19 protein-coding genes, 1 tRNA gene and 1 riboswitch are annotated in these 18,181 nt (G+C 62.4%); of the genes, 9 read left to right on the top strand and 11 right to left on the bottom strand.

All coding sequences use genetic code 11. From position 1 onward, the window contains the following. Positions 1–60: 60 nt before the first annotated feature. Entirely contained in the window at positions 61–609 is a 549-nt protein-coding gene (locus ACQKKX_RS16660; protein WP_427572173.1) for a GcrA family cell cycle regulator, read from the bottom strand. A 414-nt stretch (positions 610–1,023) separates the two neighbouring features. Between ACQKKX_RS16660 and ACQKKX_RS16655 the strand changes: the two genes are divergently transcribed. The 3 genes from ACQKKX_RS16655 to ACQKKX_RS16645 all read left to right on the top strand — a co-directional run bounded on the left by ACQKKX_RS16655 (position 1,024) and on the right by ACQKKX_RS16645 (position 4,381). Then, positions 1,024–2,220 (top strand): aspartate aminotransferase family protein, encoded by a 1,197-nt coding sequence (locus ACQKKX_RS16655; RefSeq protein ID WP_427572172.1) that lies wholly within the window; start codon positions 1,024–1,026, stop codon positions 2,218–2,220. Between the two features lie 52 nt (positions 2,221–2,272). Then, entirely contained in the window at positions 2,273–3,190 is a 918-nt protein-coding gene (gene argF / locus ACQKKX_RS16650) for an ornithine carbamoyltransferase (RefSeq protein ID WP_427572170.1), read from the top strand. Positions 3,191–3,388: 198 nt separating this feature from the next. Next, entirely contained in the window at positions 3,389–4,381 is a 993-nt protein-coding gene (locus ACQKKX_RS16645; RefSeq protein WP_427572169.1) for an Hsp33 family molecular chaperone, read from the top strand. A gap of 136 nt (positions 4,382–4,517) precedes the next feature. Here the strand turns inward: ACQKKX_RS16645 and apaG are convergent, their stop codons facing one another. Both apaG and ACQKKX_RS16635 read right to left on the bottom strand, forming a co-directional pair. After that, positions 4,518–4,910: a Co2+/Mg2+ efflux protein ApaG gene (gene apaG / locus ACQKKX_RS16640; protein ID WP_427572167.1), complete on the bottom strand. Its 393-nt coding sequence runs from the start codon at positions 4,908–4,910 to the stop codon at positions 4,518–4,520. Positions 4,911–5,062: 152 nt separating this feature from the next. Further along, the gene (locus ACQKKX_RS16635) at positions 5,063–6,259 is read right to left on the bottom strand and encodes an O-succinylhomoserine sulfhydrylase (RefSeq protein ID WP_427572166.1); all 1,197 of its coding nucleotides are present in this window, start codon (positions 6,257–6,259) and stop codon (positions 5,063–5,065) included. Between the two features lie 46 nt (positions 6,260–6,305). Next, positions 6,306–6,384: riboswitch (SAM riboswitch) on the bottom strand. Positions 6,385–6,464: 80 nt separating this feature from the next. On the opposite strand from ACQKKX_RS16635, the gene ACQKKX_RS16630 reads away from it, so the two are divergent. Beyond that, positions 6,465–7,556 (top strand): 2'-deoxycytidine 5'-triphosphate deaminase, encoded by a 1,092-nt coding sequence (locus ACQKKX_RS16630; protein ID WP_427572164.1) that lies wholly within the window; start codon positions 6,465–6,467, stop codon positions 7,554–7,556. Between the two features lie 58 nt (positions 7,557–7,614). Continuing rightward, positions 7,615–7,688, top strand: a tRNA-Gly gene (locus ACQKKX_RS16625). 246 nt (positions 7,689–7,934) lie between these two features. Here the strand turns inward: ACQKKX_RS16625 and ACQKKX_RS16620 are convergent. Next, on the bottom strand, positions 7,935–8,096 hold the full coding sequence (locus ACQKKX_RS16620) for a Thivi_2564 family membrane protein (protein WP_427572163.1): 162 nt from the start codon (positions 8,094–8,096) through the stop codon (positions 7,935–7,937). A gap of 112 nt (positions 8,097–8,208) precedes the next feature. Then, on the bottom strand, positions 8,209–10,140 hold the full coding sequence (locus ACQKKX_RS16615) for a glycosyltransferase (protein ID WP_427572161.1): 1,932 nt from the start codon (positions 10,138–10,140) through the stop codon (positions 8,209–8,211). Positions 10,141–10,353: 213 nt separating this feature from the next. Between ACQKKX_RS16615 and ACQKKX_RS16610 the strand changes: the two genes are divergently transcribed. Further along, a complete protein-coding gene (locus ACQKKX_RS16610) occupies positions 10,354–11,151 on the top strand; it encodes a transporter substrate-binding domain-containing protein (protein ID WP_427572299.1) in 798 nt (265 codons plus the stop codon). Between the two features lie 13 nt (positions 11,152–11,164). Here ACQKKX_RS16610 and ACQKKX_RS16605 read toward each other — a convergent pair whose 3' ends face one another. The 3 genes from ACQKKX_RS16605 to ACQKKX_RS16595 form a co-directional block, all read right to left on the bottom strand. Continuing rightward, the gene (locus tag ACQKKX_RS16605; RefSeq protein WP_427572160.1) at positions 11,165–11,839 is read right to left on the bottom strand and encodes a LexA family transcriptional regulator; all 675 of its coding nucleotides are present in this window, start codon (positions 11,837–11,839) and stop codon (positions 11,165–11,167) included. 252 nt (positions 11,840–12,091) lie between these two features. Beyond that, positions 12,092–12,748: a response regulator gene (locus tag ACQKKX_RS16600; protein ID WP_427572158.1), complete on the bottom strand. Its 657-nt coding sequence runs from the start codon at positions 12,746–12,748 to the stop codon at positions 12,092–12,094. Between the two features lie 156 nt (positions 12,749–12,904). Beyond that, complete coding sequence (locus ACQKKX_RS16595; protein WP_427572157.1) at positions 12,905–13,330, bottom strand: hypothetical protein; 426 nt, start codon at positions 13,328–13,330, stop codon at positions 12,905–12,907. A 110-nt stretch (positions 13,331–13,440) separates the two neighbouring features. On the opposite strand from ACQKKX_RS16595, the gene ACQKKX_RS16590 reads away from it, so the two are divergent. Both ACQKKX_RS16590 and ACQKKX_RS16585 read left to right on the top strand, forming a co-directional pair. Beyond that, positions 13,441–13,782 carry a DUF952 domain-containing protein gene (locus ACQKKX_RS16590; RefSeq protein ID WP_427572156.1) on the top strand — a complete coding sequence of 114 codons (342 nt, stop codon included), beginning with the start codon at positions 13,441–13,443 and terminating at the stop codon, positions 13,780–13,782. Positions 13,783–13,784: 2 nt separating this feature from the next. Next, positions 13,785–14,873 carry a quinone-dependent dihydroorotate dehydrogenase gene (locus tag ACQKKX_RS16585; RefSeq protein ID WP_427572154.1) on the top strand — a complete coding sequence of 363 codons (1,089 nt, stop codon included), beginning with the start codon at positions 13,785–13,787 and terminating at the stop codon, positions 14,871–14,873. Here the strand turns inward: ACQKKX_RS16585 and ACQKKX_RS16580 are convergent. Genes ACQKKX_RS16580 through ACQKKX_RS16570 form a run of 3 tightly spaced genes read right to left on the bottom strand, consistent with a single transcriptional unit; the run spans position 14,849 to position 17,012 of the window. Continuing rightward, entirely contained in the window at positions 14,849–16,225 is a 1,377-nt protein-coding gene (locus ACQKKX_RS16580) for an MATE family efflux transporter (protein WP_427572152.1), read from the bottom strand. The two genes, ACQKKX_RS16585 and ACQKKX_RS16580, sit on opposite strands and share 25 nt — an antisense overlap. 33 nt (positions 16,226–16,258) lie before the next feature. After that, a complete protein-coding gene (locus tag ACQKKX_RS16575; RefSeq protein ID WP_427572151.1) occupies positions 16,259–16,744 on the bottom strand; it encodes a CAP domain-containing protein in 486 nt (161 codons plus the stop codon). 1 nt (position 16,745) lies between these two features. Further along, complete coding sequence (locus tag ACQKKX_RS16570; protein ID WP_427572150.1) at positions 16,746–17,012, bottom strand: DUF6460 domain-containing protein; 267 nt, start codon at positions 17,010–17,012, stop codon at positions 16,746–16,748. A gap of 151 nt (positions 17,013–17,163) precedes the next feature. Between ACQKKX_RS16570 and ACQKKX_RS16565 the strand changes: the two genes are divergently transcribed. Further along, complete coding sequence (locus ACQKKX_RS16565) at positions 17,164–18,093, top strand: methyltransferase (RefSeq protein WP_427572149.1); 930 nt, start codon at positions 17,164–17,166, stop codon at positions 18,091–18,093. Positions 18,094–18,181 lie beyond the last annotated feature (88 nt).

Below are 18,181 nucleotides of genomic sequence, written 5' to 3'. Positions count from 1 at the left end.
GCGCAAAAAAAAGCGGGCTGGAAGCCCGCTTTCATCTCTTGCGCTAGCGGCCTTGCCTGCTCAGGCGCGGGCAACGGCCTTGTTGCGACGCTCGTTGACCGGCTGGTAGGCCATGCGGCCATGGTATTTGCAGTAGGGCGAATTGTCCGGGGATTCGGCGCCGCAGAAGTGGAAGTCGTCCTTCAGCGGATCGCCCATCGGCCATTTGCAGGTGCGCTCGGTCAGTTCCGTCAGCGCCAGCTTGCGGTTGATCGGCACGACGATGTTGCCGGCCGGCTTGTAGACGGCAACGTCCTGCGTCGTCGCCTCCATCTCCATCTCTTCGCGGACCAGGGTAGCGCCGGCCGGGCGCTGCGCGGTGCGAGCCTGCGGACGGGCCGCAAAATTGCTCTGCGGGCGCGGTGCGGAAGCAGCGACGCGCTTGGCCGGGCGCGGTGCAGCACTCGCTGCTCCGCCGGCTTTCGCGCGGCCCGGCAGATTGAGGCGGTGGACCTTGCCGATCACCGCGTTGCGGCTTACGCCTCCAAGTTGCGCCGCGATCTGGCTGGCGCTCAGACCTTCGGCCCATAATTTCGTCAGTCGCTCGACCCGCTCGTCAGTCCAGTTCATGCTGTCTCTCCGCCGTGAGGTGCTGAACGTGGCTTGAATCGATCACCGATCCGGCGAATGAATCCGCCAGAAAATACTACATCTATACTTTTGGTGACCAGTTCCGCCGCATGCAGCCTAGTAATTGAGAATAACCTAGTGTGGGGGTGACTCCGTGGCAAGAGTCGGGCGAATCACCGCGAATCGATTTTCCGGTTTTCCCCAACTTGCTGGCCCGGCGAGTCATATTTGTCACAGCTTCTGGGCGAGTGAACCGTCGCGCGGGATAGGGCGAAATTGCCTGCTTTGAAAGGTGTTTTGTTGACAGCGCACAGGGAAATGCGGATAGTCCTCCCGCCGCCTTTCCAGGCGGCATTTTCAATTCCGGCCGTGGCGAACGCGGTCGATCTGTGAGCATTCAGGAGATATGTCGCCATGGCTGAAGCCGCCCTTTTCGACACGTTTGCCCGGGCTCCGCTTCGCTTCGAGCGCGGCGAGGGCGTTTGGCTTGTGACGGAAGGCGGCGAGCGATATCTCGATTTTGGTGCGGGCGTCGCAGTCACCTCCTGCGGCCATTCCAATCCGCATCTGGTCAATGCGCTGAAGGCGCAGGCGGAAAAGGTCTGGCACCTCTCCAACCTCTATGAAATCCCGGAGCAGGAGCGGCTCGCCCGCCGCCTGACGGAAGCGACGTTCGCAGACAAAGTGTTCTTCACCAATTCGGGAGCGGAAGCGCTGGAATGCGCCATCAAGACGGCGCGTCGTTATCACTTCTCCAAGGGTAATCCGGAAAAATTCCACATCGTCACCTTCGAAGGTGCCTTCCACGGCCGCACGATCGCAACGATCGCCGCCGGCGGGCAGGAAAAATACATGGAAGGTTTTGGCCCCAAAGCGCAGGGTTTCGATCAGGTGCCGTTCGGCGATCTCGATGCGCTCAATGCCGCCATCACCGAAAATACTGGCGCCCTGCTGATCGAGCCGATCCAGGGAGAGGGCGGCGTGCGCCCCGTGCCGAAGGAATTCATGCGCGAGCTGCGTCGCATCTGCGATGAAAAGGGCCTGCTGCTGATCCTCGACGAGGTTCAGACCGGCGTCGGCCGCACCGGCAAGTTTTTCGCACACGAGTGGCTGGGCGTGACGCCCGACATCATGGCGATTGCCAAGGGCATCGGCGGCGGTTTTCCGTTCGGCGCCTGCCTTGCAACGGCCGAAGCCGCCTCCGGCATGAAACCCGGCATTCACGGTACGACCTATGGCGGCAATCCGCTGGCCATGGCCTGCGGCAACGCCGTGCTCGACATCGTCCTTGCCGACGGTTTCCTCGACAATGTCCGTGATGTCGCGCTCGTCTTCCGTCAGGGCCTTGCGGCGCTTAAGGATCGTTTCCCGGACGTGATCGAGGATATCCGCGGCGAAGGCCTGCTGCTCGGCATCAAGGCGAAAATCCCGGCCGGCGATCTGGTTACCGGCCTGCGCAACGAAAAGATGCTGTCGGTGCCGGCCGGCGACAATGTCGTGCGCCTGCTGCCGCCGCTGGTCGTCACTGCGGAGGAAGCCCGCGAGGGACTGGCCCGCATCGAACGCGCGGCGGAAGCACTTACCGCCGAACAGTTGAAGAAAACCGCCTGAGGGCAGGAGAGGGGACGCCGTTTCGGGTTCCCTCGTGAAGGGAATTTTTGAAATGGCATCTCCCAAGCATTTTCTAGATCTGTCCGCCGTCTCGAAGCAGGATCTGCGCACGATCCTCGACGACGCCAAGGTCCGCAAGGAGGCCACCAAGGCCGGCACGGCCGACAAGCCGCTGGCCGGCAAGATGCTGGCGATGATCTTCGAAAAGCCGTCCACCCGCACCCGCGTCTCTTTCGATGTCGGCATGCGTCAGCTCGGCGGGGAAACCCTGTTCCTGTCCGGCACCGAGATGCAGCTCGGTCGCGCTGAGACGATCGGCGATACGGCGAAGGTGCTGTCGCGTTACGTCGATGCGATCATGATCCGCACCACCGATCACAAGCGCCTTCTCGAACTCGCCGAACACGCCACCGTGCCGGTCATCAACGCACTGACCGACGATACGCATCCTTGCCAGATCATGGCCGACCTGATGACCTTCGAGGAACATCGCGGTTCCGTCGAAGGCAAGACGTTCGCCTGGACCGGTGACGGCAATAACGTGCTGCATTCCTTCGTCGAAGGTGCTGCCCGTTTCGGTTACACGATGAACATGGCCGTTCCCATGGGATCTGAACCCCACGACAAGTTCCTGAACTGGGCGCGCAACAATGGCGGTAACGTCAAACTCTACCACGATGCCGAACAGGCGGTCACCGGGGTGGACATGGTCGTCACCGATACCTGGGTTTCGATGAACCAGGAGCACAAGGCGCGCGGGCACAACATTTTCCAGCCCTATCAGGTCAATGACGCGCTGATGAAACGGGCCAAGGACGATGCGCTTTTCATGCACTGCCTGCCGGCGCATCGCGGCGAGGAAGTCACCGACAGCGTCATCGATGGCCCGCAATCGGTTGTGTTCGACGAGGCCGAGAACCGCCTCCATGCGCAAAAATCGATCCTCGCCTGGTGCTTCGGCGCCGTTTGAGGTCGAGGCCATGGAGGGCGGCACACCCGCTTGAATTCGGCGGCTGCTCTCACCACTTCATGCACTTCAAACGGGCTGGGCGACTTGGTCGCGCCGGCCTTTCAACCTATATCGGCGTCGTCCTTCGCCCCGGCCAGCGGTTCCGCTCGGCAGGGGCCTGTGTCAAGTTGCGATGAGCGGCGCAAAAGGAGCGGAAAAATGGCAGAAGCAACCGTCGAACTCACCGATCTCACCCTTGCCGGTGATGATCGCGTCGTGCCCTTCCAGGTCGAGGGTCTGGACGTGCGCGGCCGTGCGGTTCAGCTCGGGCCGCTTTTGAACACCATTCTGCGACGGCATGACTATCCGGCGCTGGTTGCCCGCCTGCTGGCGGAATCGATCGTGCTCACCGCGTTGCTCGGGACCTCGCTGAAATTCTCGGGCAAGTTTACGGTGCAGACAAAGGGCGACGGCCCGGTCGATCTTCTGGTTGCCGATTTCTCGACGCCCGACGCGCTTCGCGCCTATGCCCGTTACGACGAAGACGCACTGGCCGCCGCCGTCGAGGCCGGCAGGACGTTGCCGCAGGAATTGCTGGGCGAGGGCATTCTTGCCTTCACCATTGATCAGGGTACGGGCATGCAGCCCTATCAGGGCATCGTGCCGCTTGACGGCTCGACGCTGGAGGAAATTGCCGGCGTCTATTTCCGCCAGTCGGAACAGATCCCGACCAAGGTCCGCCTCGGTGTCGCGGAACTGTTCGACCGTGACGAGGACGGCAAGCCGCGCCACAACTGGCGGGCCGGCGGCATCGTTGCGCAGTTCCTGCCGCAGGCGCCCGAGCGTATGCGCCAGCCGGATCTGCATGGCGGCGATGGTGATGAGCGCGAGGCCGAGGACCATTCCTTGGACGACGCCTGGTCGGAAGCCCGCATGCTGGTCGAAACCGTCGATACCGACGAGCTGACCGATCCGCAGGTCGGCATCGAACGGCTTCTCTATCGGCTGTTTCACGAGCGCGGCGTGCGCATCTACGATCCGCAGACGGTTTTCGACCGTTGCAGCTGCTCGCGCGACAAGATCAAGAGTGTGCTTTCTGGCTTTACGGCGGAAGAGATCGACGCCAGCCAGGAGGACGGCCAGATTGCCGTCAGCTGCGAATTCTGCTCGACCACCTATCGGTATGATGTGGCGGAATTTGCAGTGGCGTAAGGTCCTGACGGCTTCGGCGACGGAAGGGTCGCAACCCTCTCCACCATCCTCCTCGGGCCTGCCCCGAGGATCTGCACCGGCGTGCTGCGATTGATGTGATTGGATCCTCGGGACAGGCCCGAGGATGACAAACACATCAGTTCAAAATCCGCAAATGCCCCGGTGAATCCAGCGAGAACGCTGGAATGTTGACGATCATGGTCTCGCCGTCGTCGGTTTCCATCTGGTAATGGCCGAACATCATGCCCGAAGGCGTGTCGAGCGGGCAGCCGGAGGAATATTCGTAACTGTCGCCGGGTTTCAAATGCGGCTGCTCGCCGACGACACCCAGACCCTCGACCTCGTCGACCAATCCGTTCTCGTCGGTTATGTGCCAGTAGCGCTGCACCAGTTTCACCGACCGTGACGAGTGGTTGGAAATGACGATGCGGTAGCCCCAGACATATCGGCTATCGTCCGGATCGGATTGCTCCTCCAGATAATAGGGCTCGACCGCCACTTCGATATCTTTCGTTCGCGCACTATACATGCCCGATACACCTCACGCTGATACTATCCGTATCGTATAGAGCGTGGCTGACGTCAAGAAATCCCGGCCGCAGAGGGCATTTGCGGCCGGGATTCCGTATATTAGGGATAACTGCCATGGTAAATGGCGGGCTTTTGACGCAAAGCTGATATTTACGCGGAAATTTTCGACAAAGCCTGCGCAAAATCCTCGATCAGATCGTCCGGGTCCTCGATGCCGGCGGAAAAGCGGACCGTGCCTGCGGAAATGCCCAGTTCGGCGCGCGCCTCATCGGTGAGGTTCTTGTGCGTCGTCGTCGCCGGGTGGGTGATGATCGAGCGCGTGTCGCCGAGATTGTTGGAGATCGTCACGACCTCCATGGCGTTCTGCAGCTTGAATGCCGCCTCCTTGCCGCCCTTCAGCTCGAAGGCCACCAGCGTCGAGCCGCCCGTCATCTGCTTGGCGATGATATCGGCCTGCGGATGGTCCTTGCGGCCCGGATAGATAACCCTGGCGACCTGTCTCTGCTCGGCCAGGAAATCGGCGATGCGGCCGGCGTTTTCGGTCTGCTGCTTCACGCGGATCGGCAGGGTTTCGAGACCCTTGATCAGCGTCCAGGCGGTGAACGGCGACATGGCCGGGCCGGTATGGCGGTAATAATCTTGCAGATGCTCCGTCACCCATTCCTTGTCGGAAAGAATGACGCCGGCCAGACTGCGGCCCTGTCCGTCGATATGTTTTGTCGCGGAATAGACCACCACATGCGCACCGAGTTCCAGCGGCTTCTGGAAAAGTGGGGTGGCAAACACGTTGTCGACCATGACGCGGGCGCCGATCTGGTTGGCAAGGGCCGCCACGCCGGCAATGTCGATCACTTCCAGCGTCGGGTTGGTCGGGCTTTCGAGGAAGAACACCCTGGTGTTCGGCTTGATCGCCTTTTCCCAGTTTTCGAGGTAGCGGCCATCGACCAGCGTGCATTCGATGCCGTAACGCGGTGCCAGCGTCTCGACCACCCAGCGGCAGGAGCCGAACAGGGCGCGGGCGGCAACAATGTGGTCGCCGGCCTTCAACTGGCACAGGAGCGCTGCCGTGATCGCGGCCATGCCAGAGGCAGTGGCGCGGGCTTCCTCGGCGCCTTCCAGCGCGCACATGCGCTTTTCGAACATGTCATTGGTGGGGCTGCCGTAGCGGGCGTAGATATAGCCCTCTTCCTCGCCCTTGAAACGTGCTTCCGCGGCTTCCGAGCTGTCGTAGGTAAAACCCTGCGTCAGATAGATCGCTTCCGACATCTCGCCATATTGCGAGCGCAGCGTGCCGCCATGCACGAGTGTCGTTGCCGGGCGCCAATTCTTGTTGGGAGTTTTGCTCATGGACTGACCACCTTCGTGATACAAAAAAACCGGCCGCAAAAGCAGACCGGCTTTCATCCCGGTCTTTTTAGCCACTTGTTTAACGTGGCTGCAAGCCGACCGGCCAAATCACCACGGGATAAAACCGGCTTACGCCTCGCTCCGGCTTGCGTCAATGGCCTTGATTTGGTTTTGTCCGCCATTCAAGGCGAAGGGCTTTTTGACAATGATCAGGACGACCGGAATTCTGGCTGACCGCGCAATCTCGGCGCTGTTCGAGACGAGACGTCTTGTCTCCGAGCGCCCGCTCGACAGCGATCAGATCCAGCCAGCCAGCCTCGATCTGCGGCTTGGCGCCAAGGCCTTCCGGGTCCGCGCGTCCTTCATGCCGGGTCCCAACAGCCTTGTGTCCGACAAGCTCGACCGGTTGAGCCTGCATGTCGTGGATCTGTCCGAAGGTGCCGTTCTGGAAACCGGCTGTGTCTATATCGTGCCGTTGATGGAGCGTCTCGATCTACCGTCCGACATGTCCGCTTCGGCCAATCCAAAGAGTTCGACCGGCCGGCTCGACATCTTCACCCGCGTCATCACCGATTATGCCCAGGAATTCGACAAGATCCCTGCCGGTTATTCCGGGCCGCTCTATCTAGAAATCTCGCCGCGCACCTTCCCGATCGTCGTGCGCCGGGGCTCGCGCCTGTCGCAGATCCGCTTCCGCATCGGCAATGCGCTGCTCGGCGAACCGGAACTGCTGACGCTGCACAATGACGAAACCTTGGTCGCCTCGCAGCAGCCGAACGTGTCAGGCGGCGGCATCGCGCTGTCGATCGACCTGCGCGGCGATGGACAAGGCCTGATCGGCTATCGCGGCAAGCACCATACGGCCGTGGTCGATGTCGACAAGAAGGCCCAGCACGACATCTTCGATTTCTGGGAGCCGCTCTACAGCCGCGGCCGAAACGAACTGATCCTCGATCCGGACGAGTTCTATATCCTCGTGTCGCGTGAGGCCGTGCATGTGCCGCCGCTCTACGCCGCTGAAATGACGCCTTTCGATCCCCTGGTCGGCGAATTCCGCGTCCATTATGCCGGTTTCTTCGATCCGGGCTTCGGCCATGAAGCCGCCGGCGGTCGCGGCAGTCGCGCCGTGCTCGAAGTGCGCAGCCACGAAGTGCCGTTCATCCTCGAAGACGCACAGATCGTCGGCCGGCTGGTGTATGAACACATGCTGGAAGCGCCGCAAGGCCTTTACGGCGCGGGACTGGGCTCGAACTATCAGGCGCAGGGGCTGAAATTGTCGAAACATTTCCGCAGCTGATGCTGCAGCGAAGCGGCTTGACAGTCCGGCTCATCTGTTGGAAGGCTAGATGCTGCAGGCGGGTGTAGCTCAATGGTAGAGCAGCAGCTTCCCAAGCTGAATACGAGGGTTCGATTCCCTTCACCCGCTCCAGCGTCTGCGCCGTCGTCTTCCTGACACAATCCGCATCTATATGTCTCTGCATCGGCATTGCTGATGAGCGCTGAAACATGTTCGCCGCTCGCAATTGCCGCGTCGCTCAAGACATTTGACCACGGATGTACTGGCAGGGTTGGTAAGCGATGATGAGGAAGGTCGGTGCGGTTTCGCCCCGGCCTTTTTTGTTGCTTTGAATTGTCAGCTGGGCATAGCAGCCTCAGCGTAAGCCGCGGTCGCGGATCAGAATACCGCCAGATAGCGCAGCAGCGAGATGATGCCGATCAGGATGACAATGACCTGCACGATCTGCTTTGCGCGGCCGTCGATCGGCAGGCGCTGCAGCAGATAAAGCACCAGAACGATGACGAGGAATGTGATCAGAATACTGATGAGAACCGACATGAACTTTCTCTCTCCATTTTAAACCCGCCTGTCCCAGCGGGTGACGCGGGAGGTTTCGATAGCGCCGCGGTGGAACTCATTCCCTCCGTCACGATGGGAAAGTGAGCCGGGTCTACTTCGCCGTCCCGATGGGGGCATCAACGGGACGATGCGGCGTTTTGTTCCAGAAAAAAGGTTTTATCCTCAATTCGTTGACTGCGCGCCAGGCGGCCAGAGAGGTCATCATCCAGTAGAGCGGTACCGCCACGCACCGCCAGCCGACCAGACGCTTTTCGAGCCCGGTCATCGAACGGAAGCCAAGCAGGACGAAGAGGCCGTAGCTTCCCAGAATATTGAGGAGATCAAGGGCGAAGAGCGGCTGGGTAATGAAAGCTTTGGCCGCTGCCGCATCGCCGCTGATGGCAATAATGCCCTGCAGGACCGAGAGGAGGAGAAGCGGATGCAGAAGTGCCGATACCAGCATGCCGCCGACCATCAGATGGAAGACCAGTGCACCCATACCTCCCATTTCGGCAATGTGGGTGCGGGGATGACGGGTGGCAACGAGCCAGGTCTGGACCCAGCCCTTGTACCAGCGGGTACGCTGGTTGAGCCATTCGGCTGCGGTGGTCGGCGCATCCTCCAGCGTGTGTCGGAAAAGGGTCGCAGACCGATAGCCGTGACGGTAGAGCCGCACGCCGAGATCGGCATCCTCGGTCATGTTGAACGGATCCCAGCCGCCGACGGCGATCAGGGCCGAGGTGCGGAAGTGATTGGATGTGCCGCCAAGCGGCATCGGCAGCCGATAGGCGGCGAGCATGGGCAACATGGCGCGAAATAGCGCTGCGTACTCGACCGCAAACAGCGCGCTCAAGAAGGATGCCCGTGCATTGGTGATGACCAATGGCGCCTGCAGGCAGGCAAGATCCCCGCCATCGCGGCAGAAACGGGCATGCGCCTCGCGCAGCTGCTGCGGATGCGGCCGGTCCTCGGCGTCGTAAATAACGAGATATTGGCCGCGCGCACCGCTTAGCGCATAGGTCAGCGCCTTTGGCTTGGTGCGCGGCTGGCAAGGCGGGACGCTGACGATTTCGAAATGCGGCCGAAGCGAAAGGGCATTGAGCGCGGCAATCGTTTCCTCATCGTCGCCTTCGCAGACAAGCTTGATGTCGAGCAGCGAGGCTGGCCAGTCCAGCCGCTCCAGGCTTCGAACCAGCTGTTCGGCAACCGCTGCCTCGCGGTAAAGCGCCACCATCACCGTATAGACCGGCAGGTCGGGCTGCCTGCCGACCAGGTTGTCCGTCCGTGCCGGAACCAATGGTGGCCGCAGAATGCGTTTGTCGTGGGCGAGGGCGGCGATCCGTATCGCGAGAGACGAAAGATACAGCAGCGACAGGGTAAGGTGCAGATAGATCAGCGTGGTGTTCTGGCCGATCAGCAACGCCATGGCGAGCAGGACGACGATACAGCCCGCCATGAACCCCTGGGTTCCCGACAGAACGATGCGGGCGGAGGAATGGCGATGGGTCTCGAACAGGTGGGCAACGGTCGCCCTGACACGTCGCGCCGCACCGGCCTGCCATACGGCGGCGCGGATCTGCGACGGCGCGGCGATCACCAGCCCCTGACGCAGGGCCGGCAGCCGATCGAGCAATGCGGCAAGATCCGCAAGCCGCGCCGCCTCGGGCGCGATGGCCACCTGTGGTGAATGCCTGGCATGCTGCAGCCGGATTTGGTTCGGCCGCAGCAATTGCACGTCAAGCGTGTCGCTGTCCGCCACGGCGCAGGCGCCGATACGGTCGATGAAGGGGAGGCGGAGGTAGCGCGCCATGGCCGCAAAATAGGCTTGTTCGCGGATCGTGCCATCGACCAGCAACTCGGCTTCGATACAGGTCCCGTTCGCATCCGCCCTCTTGGCAAACCGTTCGATCAGCGGTTTTCCGAACCCAAGGCCCGCCATGGCCCTGCTCTCGTCGGTTTGCTGTAGGGGTGCGGGTGCGGCATTGGCGCTGATAGTATTGGTGTTGGACGCCGCCGACCCATCAAAATATTCCCCCGTGCGCATGGTTCTGCTAAACCCCACTTCAGAATATGTCCGGCCGTCCTGTTTGAGATCATAGAGATGCACGCATTGGTTACATCCCTCAAAAGACGGGGGGCTAGGACGGAACGCCCTGCCATGTTCAAGGTGCTTTGCGCAGCGCTTGTCCAAGCTTCGTTTGCCCTTGCTGCCCTTGTGCTGACGGCGCCCGTATTGGTCACGTCCGCCCAGGCCCAGATGCCCGCGATATCGCCTGCCGGCAGTGAAAACGACCTGCCGGTCCTGTCCGACGCGCGCGAGCGCCTGCCGCGGCCGGATCTTTCCGGCGTCGCGCGCATACGCGTTCTCCTGACTGTCGATTTCCCGCCCTTCAGCTTCGTCGATCAGACCGGCCGGCTGACCGGTTTTCACATGGATTTCATCCGAGAGATCTGCGCCGAGCTGAAGGTGGAGGCGAAATGCCAGATCCAGGCGCTTCCCTATGCAGAGCTTGCACCAACGCTGGAAAAGGGCGCAGCCGAGGTCGTGCTAGCCGGCGTTTCCGTAACGCCGGCGTTGCGACAGACCTTCGCGTTCTCGCGACCCTATCTCGTTTTGCCGGCCCGTTTCGCCGTCAATAGCAAGATCGCCGTCACTGGCCATGCCGGTTCCGCCCTGTCCGGCCGTCCGGTAGGGGTCGTTGCCGGCACCGTGCACGAGGCCATGCTGAAGGGCTTTTTCCCAAAATTGTCGGCGCGCCCGTTCGAAACACCGGAAGCCATGCTGGAAGCCCTGAAAAGGGGTGAGCTCGATGCCGTCTTTGCCGATGGCCTGCGTCTGCCTTTCTGGGTCGCCAGCGAGGCATCGGCTGGCTGCTGCAGGCTTTTCGATGGGCCCTACCTGTCGCAACGCTTTCTTGGCGAAGGTCTGTCGGCCATGTTTCGTGGCAATGACACGATCCTGCCCGCCGCTTTCGACAGCGCCGTTGCAGCCCTGTCGCGCAGCGGCCGGCTTCAGGAAATCTATCTGCGCTATTTCCCCAACGGACTTTATTGAAGCGCGGTTGAGCCTACTGGCTGGCCCAGATGATGCGGGCGATCCACTCGATCTCGCTGATATCGAATATCCGGTTGGGATGGGCCGGGTTGAGCGAATTGAGTTCGATGGATTTGGCGCTCTGGCGCAACAGCACCTTGGCCATGACCTCGCCCTCACGGGTCTTCACCACAACGCGGTCGCCGCGCCTGACCTGCGCGCCAGGCTCCACGATCAGCCGGTCGCCGTCCCGGTAAAGCGGCAGCATGGAATCGCCCTGCACTTCCAGCGCGTAGACGGCGCCGCTGGCAGGCGCTGCCGGGAAATCGACCACGTCCCAGCCCTGTCCGGCCGGAAAGCCGCCGTCATCGAAGAAACCGCCGGCGCCTGCCTGCGCGAAACCAAGCAGGGGGACGCCGTTTGAATAGGCTGCCCGGCGATCCGTTGGCAATGCTTCAAGGACCGGGCGGCTCGCCTGATCCGGTCCGAGATAGGACAGGAACTGATCGATACTGGACCCCGTCGCCTCCAGAACCTTGGCGATCGATTCCGTCGAGGGCCAGCGCATCCGTCCGTCCGGCCCCTGGCGCTTGGACTTGTTGAACGACGTCGGATCGAGGCCGGCCCGGCGGGCAAGGCCCGACGGGGTCAACTGGTGGCGTTCGGCGAGCGCATCGAGCGCGCTCCAGATCGTCTCGTGTGACAACATCGTTTTCAAAATCCTGCCGCGCATCGGCACCCGCCGTAGGCGGCGGCAGCGCAACGTCGCGATGGCCTGTCCTCATTGGCGCGCCCGGGAGAGGCGGCCGGTCGCCGTCAAACCCGGTCCTGTCCGGGACTTGTCGGGTTGCGCCCTGCTACCCGCGCACCGCATCCATACGGGTCCGAAGCTAGCCAAAACCGGTGACAGAGTAAAGACGGAAAGGAATAAAATCCTGCATTGTCGTCTCCGGCTTATGTCTCAGGCGACCAGCGCGAGATTTACCTGCCCGAGCTTGATCACCGCTTGGGTCCTGCTGTCGACATTCAGTTTGAGGAGGATGGCCGAGACATGCGCCTTGATCGTCGCTTCCGATACGCCGAGCGCAAAGGCGATCTGCTTGTTCAACAGCCCCCTTCCGAGCATGGTCAGAACCTTGCTCTGCTGCGGCGTCAGCGTCTTCATCCGTTCCATCAGTTCCGTCATGGCCGGATCCGCGGTCGCCTGGTTACGTGCGTCTTCGTCCTGCAGGCCGGTCCACAGACCGCCGGCCAGCACGGTATCGATGGCCCTGCGGATGTCTTCCAACCCGGCGGATTTGGAAATGAAGCCCGAAGCGCCGATGTCGAGCGCCCGGCTGATCGTGGCATGGTCGTCGCTGGCGGATACCACGATGACCGGCAGGCTTGGGAATTCGCGGCGCAGCGCCGTCAGTCCGGAAAAGCCGGAAACACCGGGCATGTTGAGATCGAGCAGCATGAGGTCGATATCGAGATGATCGCTGGCCGCCTGGCGCGCCGTCAGGAAATCGCCCGCCTCGATGATGGTCGGGGCCTCGCCGATATCGTTGACCGCTTGCCGGAGCGCACCGCGAAACAGCGGGTGATCATCCGCAATGATGATGGTGAGTGTCTGCATGCCCACGCCGCCTCCCAACAGCATAGTCTGCCTCGTCTCATACCGATATTTCTAATACTGCCGGCTGTTCAGCACAAGTCCCCGAAGCGCGGAGGATCTTCAACGCTCACGCTTGCTGGCAGGGTTGCATATGGGGCCGGCTCAGGTCCGGTCCGTTCATGTCCGATCCGGCGATGCCTGACGTTCCTCCTGCCGGAATTCCTCGACAAGGCCGAAGAAGCGTCGCATGAACCGCTCCATGATCGACAGCGTGGTCTCGATCTCGTCCTCCGATGGCAGGCCGGGCTTGGCGGCAGCGGTGCTCTGCCGGCTCTCCAACGCGGTCACGCGTTTCTCCAGCAGTTCGAGTTCTTTTTCGTAAGCCGCGCGCTCGTCCGCGGCCATGCGGCAGGCCAGTTGCCCGCCTTCGTCGCGGCACAGGGTCAGCGCACCGCTTTGCGTGTCGAGGCGCACGAAACCGCTTTCCGTCTTTTCCAGCTGAAACCTATTCTGGCTGCCTTCCTGGGCGAAAACGGCAGATGGCATTACAAGAACCGCCGTCACGCCCGCAAGGGCTGCAAGTGTCGGGATGCGTAGGACCATGTCCATCTCCTGTCTTATGAAAACCGTGTGGCTCAAGGGCGACCTTCGCCATGGACAAACCGATGCCTTTGCGGCACATCCTCGCTCGACAACCACCACCGGGACCGACAATGAGCGATGTAATCTACAAGATCGTGACGCAGGCCCTCTGGCTCGATGCCAGGGGAAAAGGCGTTTTTGATGGCGCGGCGGTCGATCTTGCCGATGGTTACATCCATTTCTCCGCCGCTGACCAAGTGCAGGAAACCGCGAGCCGACATTTTGCCGGCCAGACCGATCTCGTGCTCCTGGCAGTGGATGCCGACCGGCTGGGCGACAGCCTGGTCTGGGAGCCATCGCGAGGTGGCGCGCTCTTCCCGCATCTTTATGCCCCGCTCGCCCTTGATGCCGTGATCTGGGAAAAGCCGCTGACCCTCGGCGCCGACGGCCGACACCAGTTTCCGGAGTTGTGACGATGATCGACCTTCTGAAAAGCGTCACCCGCCGCGGTCTGTTCCTGCTCGATCCTGAAGTCGCTCACGGATTGTCCATCTCGGCGCTGAAGTCGGGTCTTGTACCCGCATGCGCGGCGCGGCCCGATCCGCGCCTGCGCGTCAGTCTCGCCGGTCTCGAATTTCCAAATCCGCTCGGTCTGGCCGCGGGTTACGACAAGAATGCGGAAGTGCCGCAGGCCCTGCTGAAACTAGGTTTCGGCCATGTCGAAGTCGGAACGCTCACACCGAAGGCACAGCCCGGCAATCCCAAACCGCGCCTGTTCCGGCTCGTCGAGGATGAAGCGGTCATCAACCGCTTCGGTTTCAACAACGAAGGCCACGACCCGGCTTTTGCCCGCCTGTCGTCGATCCGGCGCGGCGGCATCATCGGTGTCAATATCGGCGCCAACAAGGACAGCGCCGATCGCATCGCCGATTACGTTGCCGGCATCCGCCGCTTCGCCCCGGTCGCGTCCTATTTTACCGCCAACATTTCCTCGCCCAATACACCCGGCCTGCGGGACCTGCAGGCGCGTGAAAGTCTTGCAGCACTGCTGTCGGCCGTGATCGCCGCGCGCGACGAGGAGGCCCGAAAGTCCGGCCGCACGGTCCCGGTGTTCCTGAAGATCGCGCCGGACCTGACGGAAGAGGGGATGGACGACATCGCTGCCGAGGTGCTCGCGCATGCGCTGGATGGCCTGATCGTCTCCAACACCACGCTGTCGCGCGATGGCCTGCGCGACCAGGCCCAGGCGGGCGAGGCGGGCGGCCTTTCGGGCAAGCCGCTGTTCGCACGCTCCACCGCCGTTCTGGCGCGTATGCGCAAGCGGGTCGGCGCACAGCTGCCGATCATCGGCGTCGGCGGAGTCTCCTCCGCCGAAACCGCGCTGGAAAAGATCAAGGCGGGCGCCGATCTGGTGCAGCTCTATTCCGGCATGGTCTATGAAGGTCCGGGCCTTGCCGGCCGTATCGTCGCCGGTCTGTCAGGCCTCGTGCAGCGGGAAGGGGCGGCATCGATCCGCGACCTGCGCGACAACCGCACCGATCACTGGGCGGCAGCGAAGCTCTGATGCGTCCGTGACGGCAGCATGGCCAAGAGAAGAAGGCCGCGCAGCCCCAGGAACAGGTTGATCGCCAGCCAAAGGCCGTGATTGCCGAAGGCCGGTACCAGCACCGCCACTGCCAGGCAGAATCCGGCGAGCGAGGCCAGCATCATGTTGCGCATCGTGCGCGACCAGGTCGCGCCGATATAGACGCCGTCGAGCTGGAAGGCGAGCGCGCCGGTCAGGCCCGTTACGGCGGCCCAGCCCAGATGCGACAGCGCTTCTGCGCGCACCTCCGGCGAGGTGGTCAGAAGATCGATCATCGAGGCGCCGAAAGCGAGAAAGAACAGCGCCAGCCCACCGGCCATGGCAAAAGACCAGAGTGCCGTGAGTTTCAGCGCGCGGTCGAAAGCCGGTCGGTAGCGGGCACCGAGCGAGCGTCCCGCCAGTTGCTCCGCGGCGCCTGCCAAGCCGTCGAGAAAAAAGGAACACAACAGGAAGACGTTCATCAGCACGGCATTGGCCGCCAGCGTCACCGCGCCGAAGCTCGAGCCGACCCGGGTCATGATCGCATAGGCGCAGTTCAGCACCAGCGACCGGATCAGGATATCTGCGTTGAGCTGGAACAGCGCCACCAGCCGGGCGCGGTCAAGAATGTCGGCAAGGCCAGGCCGCTCGCTCGGCATGGTGCGGAACTGCCGGAAGACGACGATCATCCCGACCATCGCACCGATGACCTCCGCAGACACCGTGCCCCAGGCGACGCCGTCCACGCCCCAGCCCAGATGGAGGCCGAGGAAAATCGACAGGATGATATTGCTGCCGTTGATAACGATCTGCAGAAACAGCGCGAGCGTGCCCTGGCCGCGTCCCAGAACATAGCCGAGAATGGCGAAGTTGATGAAGGTTGCCGGGCTGCTCAGCACGCGGATGCCGAAGTAGTGCCGGGTGACGTCGGCCACGGAGGTATCGCCCGTCATCAGGCCGGGCGCATAGGCGAGGATCAGCGGCGTCGCCATCAGCATCAGGAAGCCGAGCCCGATCGCGCTGATGAAGGCACGCCAGAACACCGCCTGCTGCTCGCGGGCATCACCGCGCCCGAAGGCCTGCGCCGTCAGGCCGGTGGTGGATGTGCGAAAGAAGCTGAGGCTGCCGAAAATGAGGTCGAACAGAATGGCGCCGATGGCCAGTCCCGCCAGTGCTGCGGGATTGCCGAGCCGGCCGACGACGGCGGTGGCGGTCAACCCGAGGAGCGGAGTCGTCAAATAGCCGATCGTCATCGGGACGGCGATCGACAGCACGCTTGCATGCGTCACCGCGAAGGGTCGTACCGCCTCGCCGGCCCCTGCCGGGCGATTGCCGGTTGCCTGATGGGCCATCGTCTTTCAGCGCCCCCCGCTCGTTCATCGGTCTCAGCTCGAAAGGATCATCGACCAGTAGGGGCGACCATCCGAAGCCTGCGCGACCGCGACGCCAAGCCCGCTATAGGAACCCAGCATGTTCTTCAGATGCTTGGGGCTGTCGATCCAGGCCTGTACGGCGCGGTCGACCTCGTGCTGACCGCTGGCGATGTTTTCCGCCGCCGGCAGCGTCACGTCGCTGTCCTTCATGCGATTGTAGAAACTGTCACCGAGCCCGATCAGGTGCTGCATCTCCCCGGCCTTCGCCATGCGCACCGCCTGCACGGCCGCCGCCTTGCGGGCAGGGTTGACGGCAGACAGGGCGGACAGACCATTTCTCCTGCGCAGTTCATTGACAATGGGCAGGGCCGCCTCCGTCTGGTCGGTGGCGCCTGGCGTCGGCGTCAGGATGCCGACGGTGGAGCAGCCGGCGAGCATCAGGCCCATGCCGGACAGGACGAGGAAACCCCGCCGCGAAAGCGTGAAGGATGTCGTCATCTCAGCGCCGGTAACTCATCAGCCGCAGGACGAGGAAGACCGGGATGACCACGATCGCTCCGAGCACCAGATAGTTGCCGAGGTCGCCCACCGCCTCGAAGCCGTTGTACCAGATGTCGAGGAAGTGGTAGCGGATGCTTCCGATGATGTTGTCGGGCGTGTAGCCGAAGAAGGCTAGAACGAAGCCAACAACGAGGCAGACGACAATCAGCTTGATAAGCGTGCGGCCGGGGGAATCGCCGAGGAACCTGTTCACGGAAGCGGTCATCCTTTTCAATCTTCGATGGCACGAATGGCATAACGATGCCCTTGCTGCATCGCAAGCGTGTTCGAAACTGTGCCTGCGCCTCCTCAGATAGAACTTGAGTTTTTTTGTGGCTTGCGCGAGATGGCGCAACCGCAATGAAAGCCATCACGCCATGAGCGCGAACCAGTTCTCCTCCGGCGACGTCATCGCCGACCGCCGCGCCGATTATGCCCGCATGCTGGGCGAGAGCGAGGAGTTCGCCGCCGCTGCCGAACTGATGGAACAGGCGCTGGAACTGGCGCCGGGATGGGCGGCGGGCTGGTTCCGGCTCGGCGAATATCGCGAGAAGGCCGGTCTTGGCGAGACAGCCATTGCCGCCTATCGCGAGACCCTGCGGCTCGACCCGCAGGACGTGTTCGCCGCCAGCCTGAAATTGGCGCTTCTCGGCGCCAAGGACGTGCCGGAGCAGCCGCCCAGCCGCTATGTCGAAAGCCTGTTCGACGATTACGCCGACCGCTTCGATACGGCCCTGGTGGAAAAGCTCGACTATTCCGTGCCCGGCAAGCTCGCCGCGCTGGTCATGCCCCACGCACCTTTCGTCGCGACGGTCGATCTCGGTTGCGGGACCGGCCTGTTCGGCGCGGAAATCCGCGATGCCACGCAACGGCTCGAAGGGTTCGACATTTCGGCAAATATGCTGGCGCGGGCTGCGCGCAAGCAGCTCTACGATCATCTCGGCCAGTCCGACCTGACGTTGCCGGCGCGGCAGTCCGGCCTGTTCGACGGATGCGAGCCGCACCGGGCCGATCTCGTATCGGCGGCCGATGTGCTGATGTATCTCGGTTCGCTCGAAACCGTCTTTCCGCTGGTGACCAAGCTTCTGGCACCGCGCGGGCTGTTCGCCTTCTCGGTGGAGGACGCCGGCGAAGACCGCGGATTCGTGCTGCGTCCCTCAATGCGCTACGCCCATTCCGAAGATTATATCCTCGGGCTTCTGGATACCCATGGTCTCGATCTCGTCGCCAGCGACAAGACCGTCATTCGCATGGATGGCGGAACCGCCATTCATGGCATTCTGTTTCTGTCGCGCAGACCCGGCTGAACGCCGGTTTATTGCTTTTTGACGGCCGTCGCCAACTGCCCATTGTTGGCGCTTGCGAGAGGCGTTATCGCGGTAGACAACCATCGAA

It is taken from the genome of Neorhizobium sp. NPDC001467 (assembly GCF_050275975.1).
Lineage (GTDB): Bacteria > Pseudomonadota > Alphaproteobacteria > Rhizobiales > Rhizobiaceae > Neorhizobium.
This window is presented reverse-complemented; position numbering and strand designations above follow the sequence as displayed.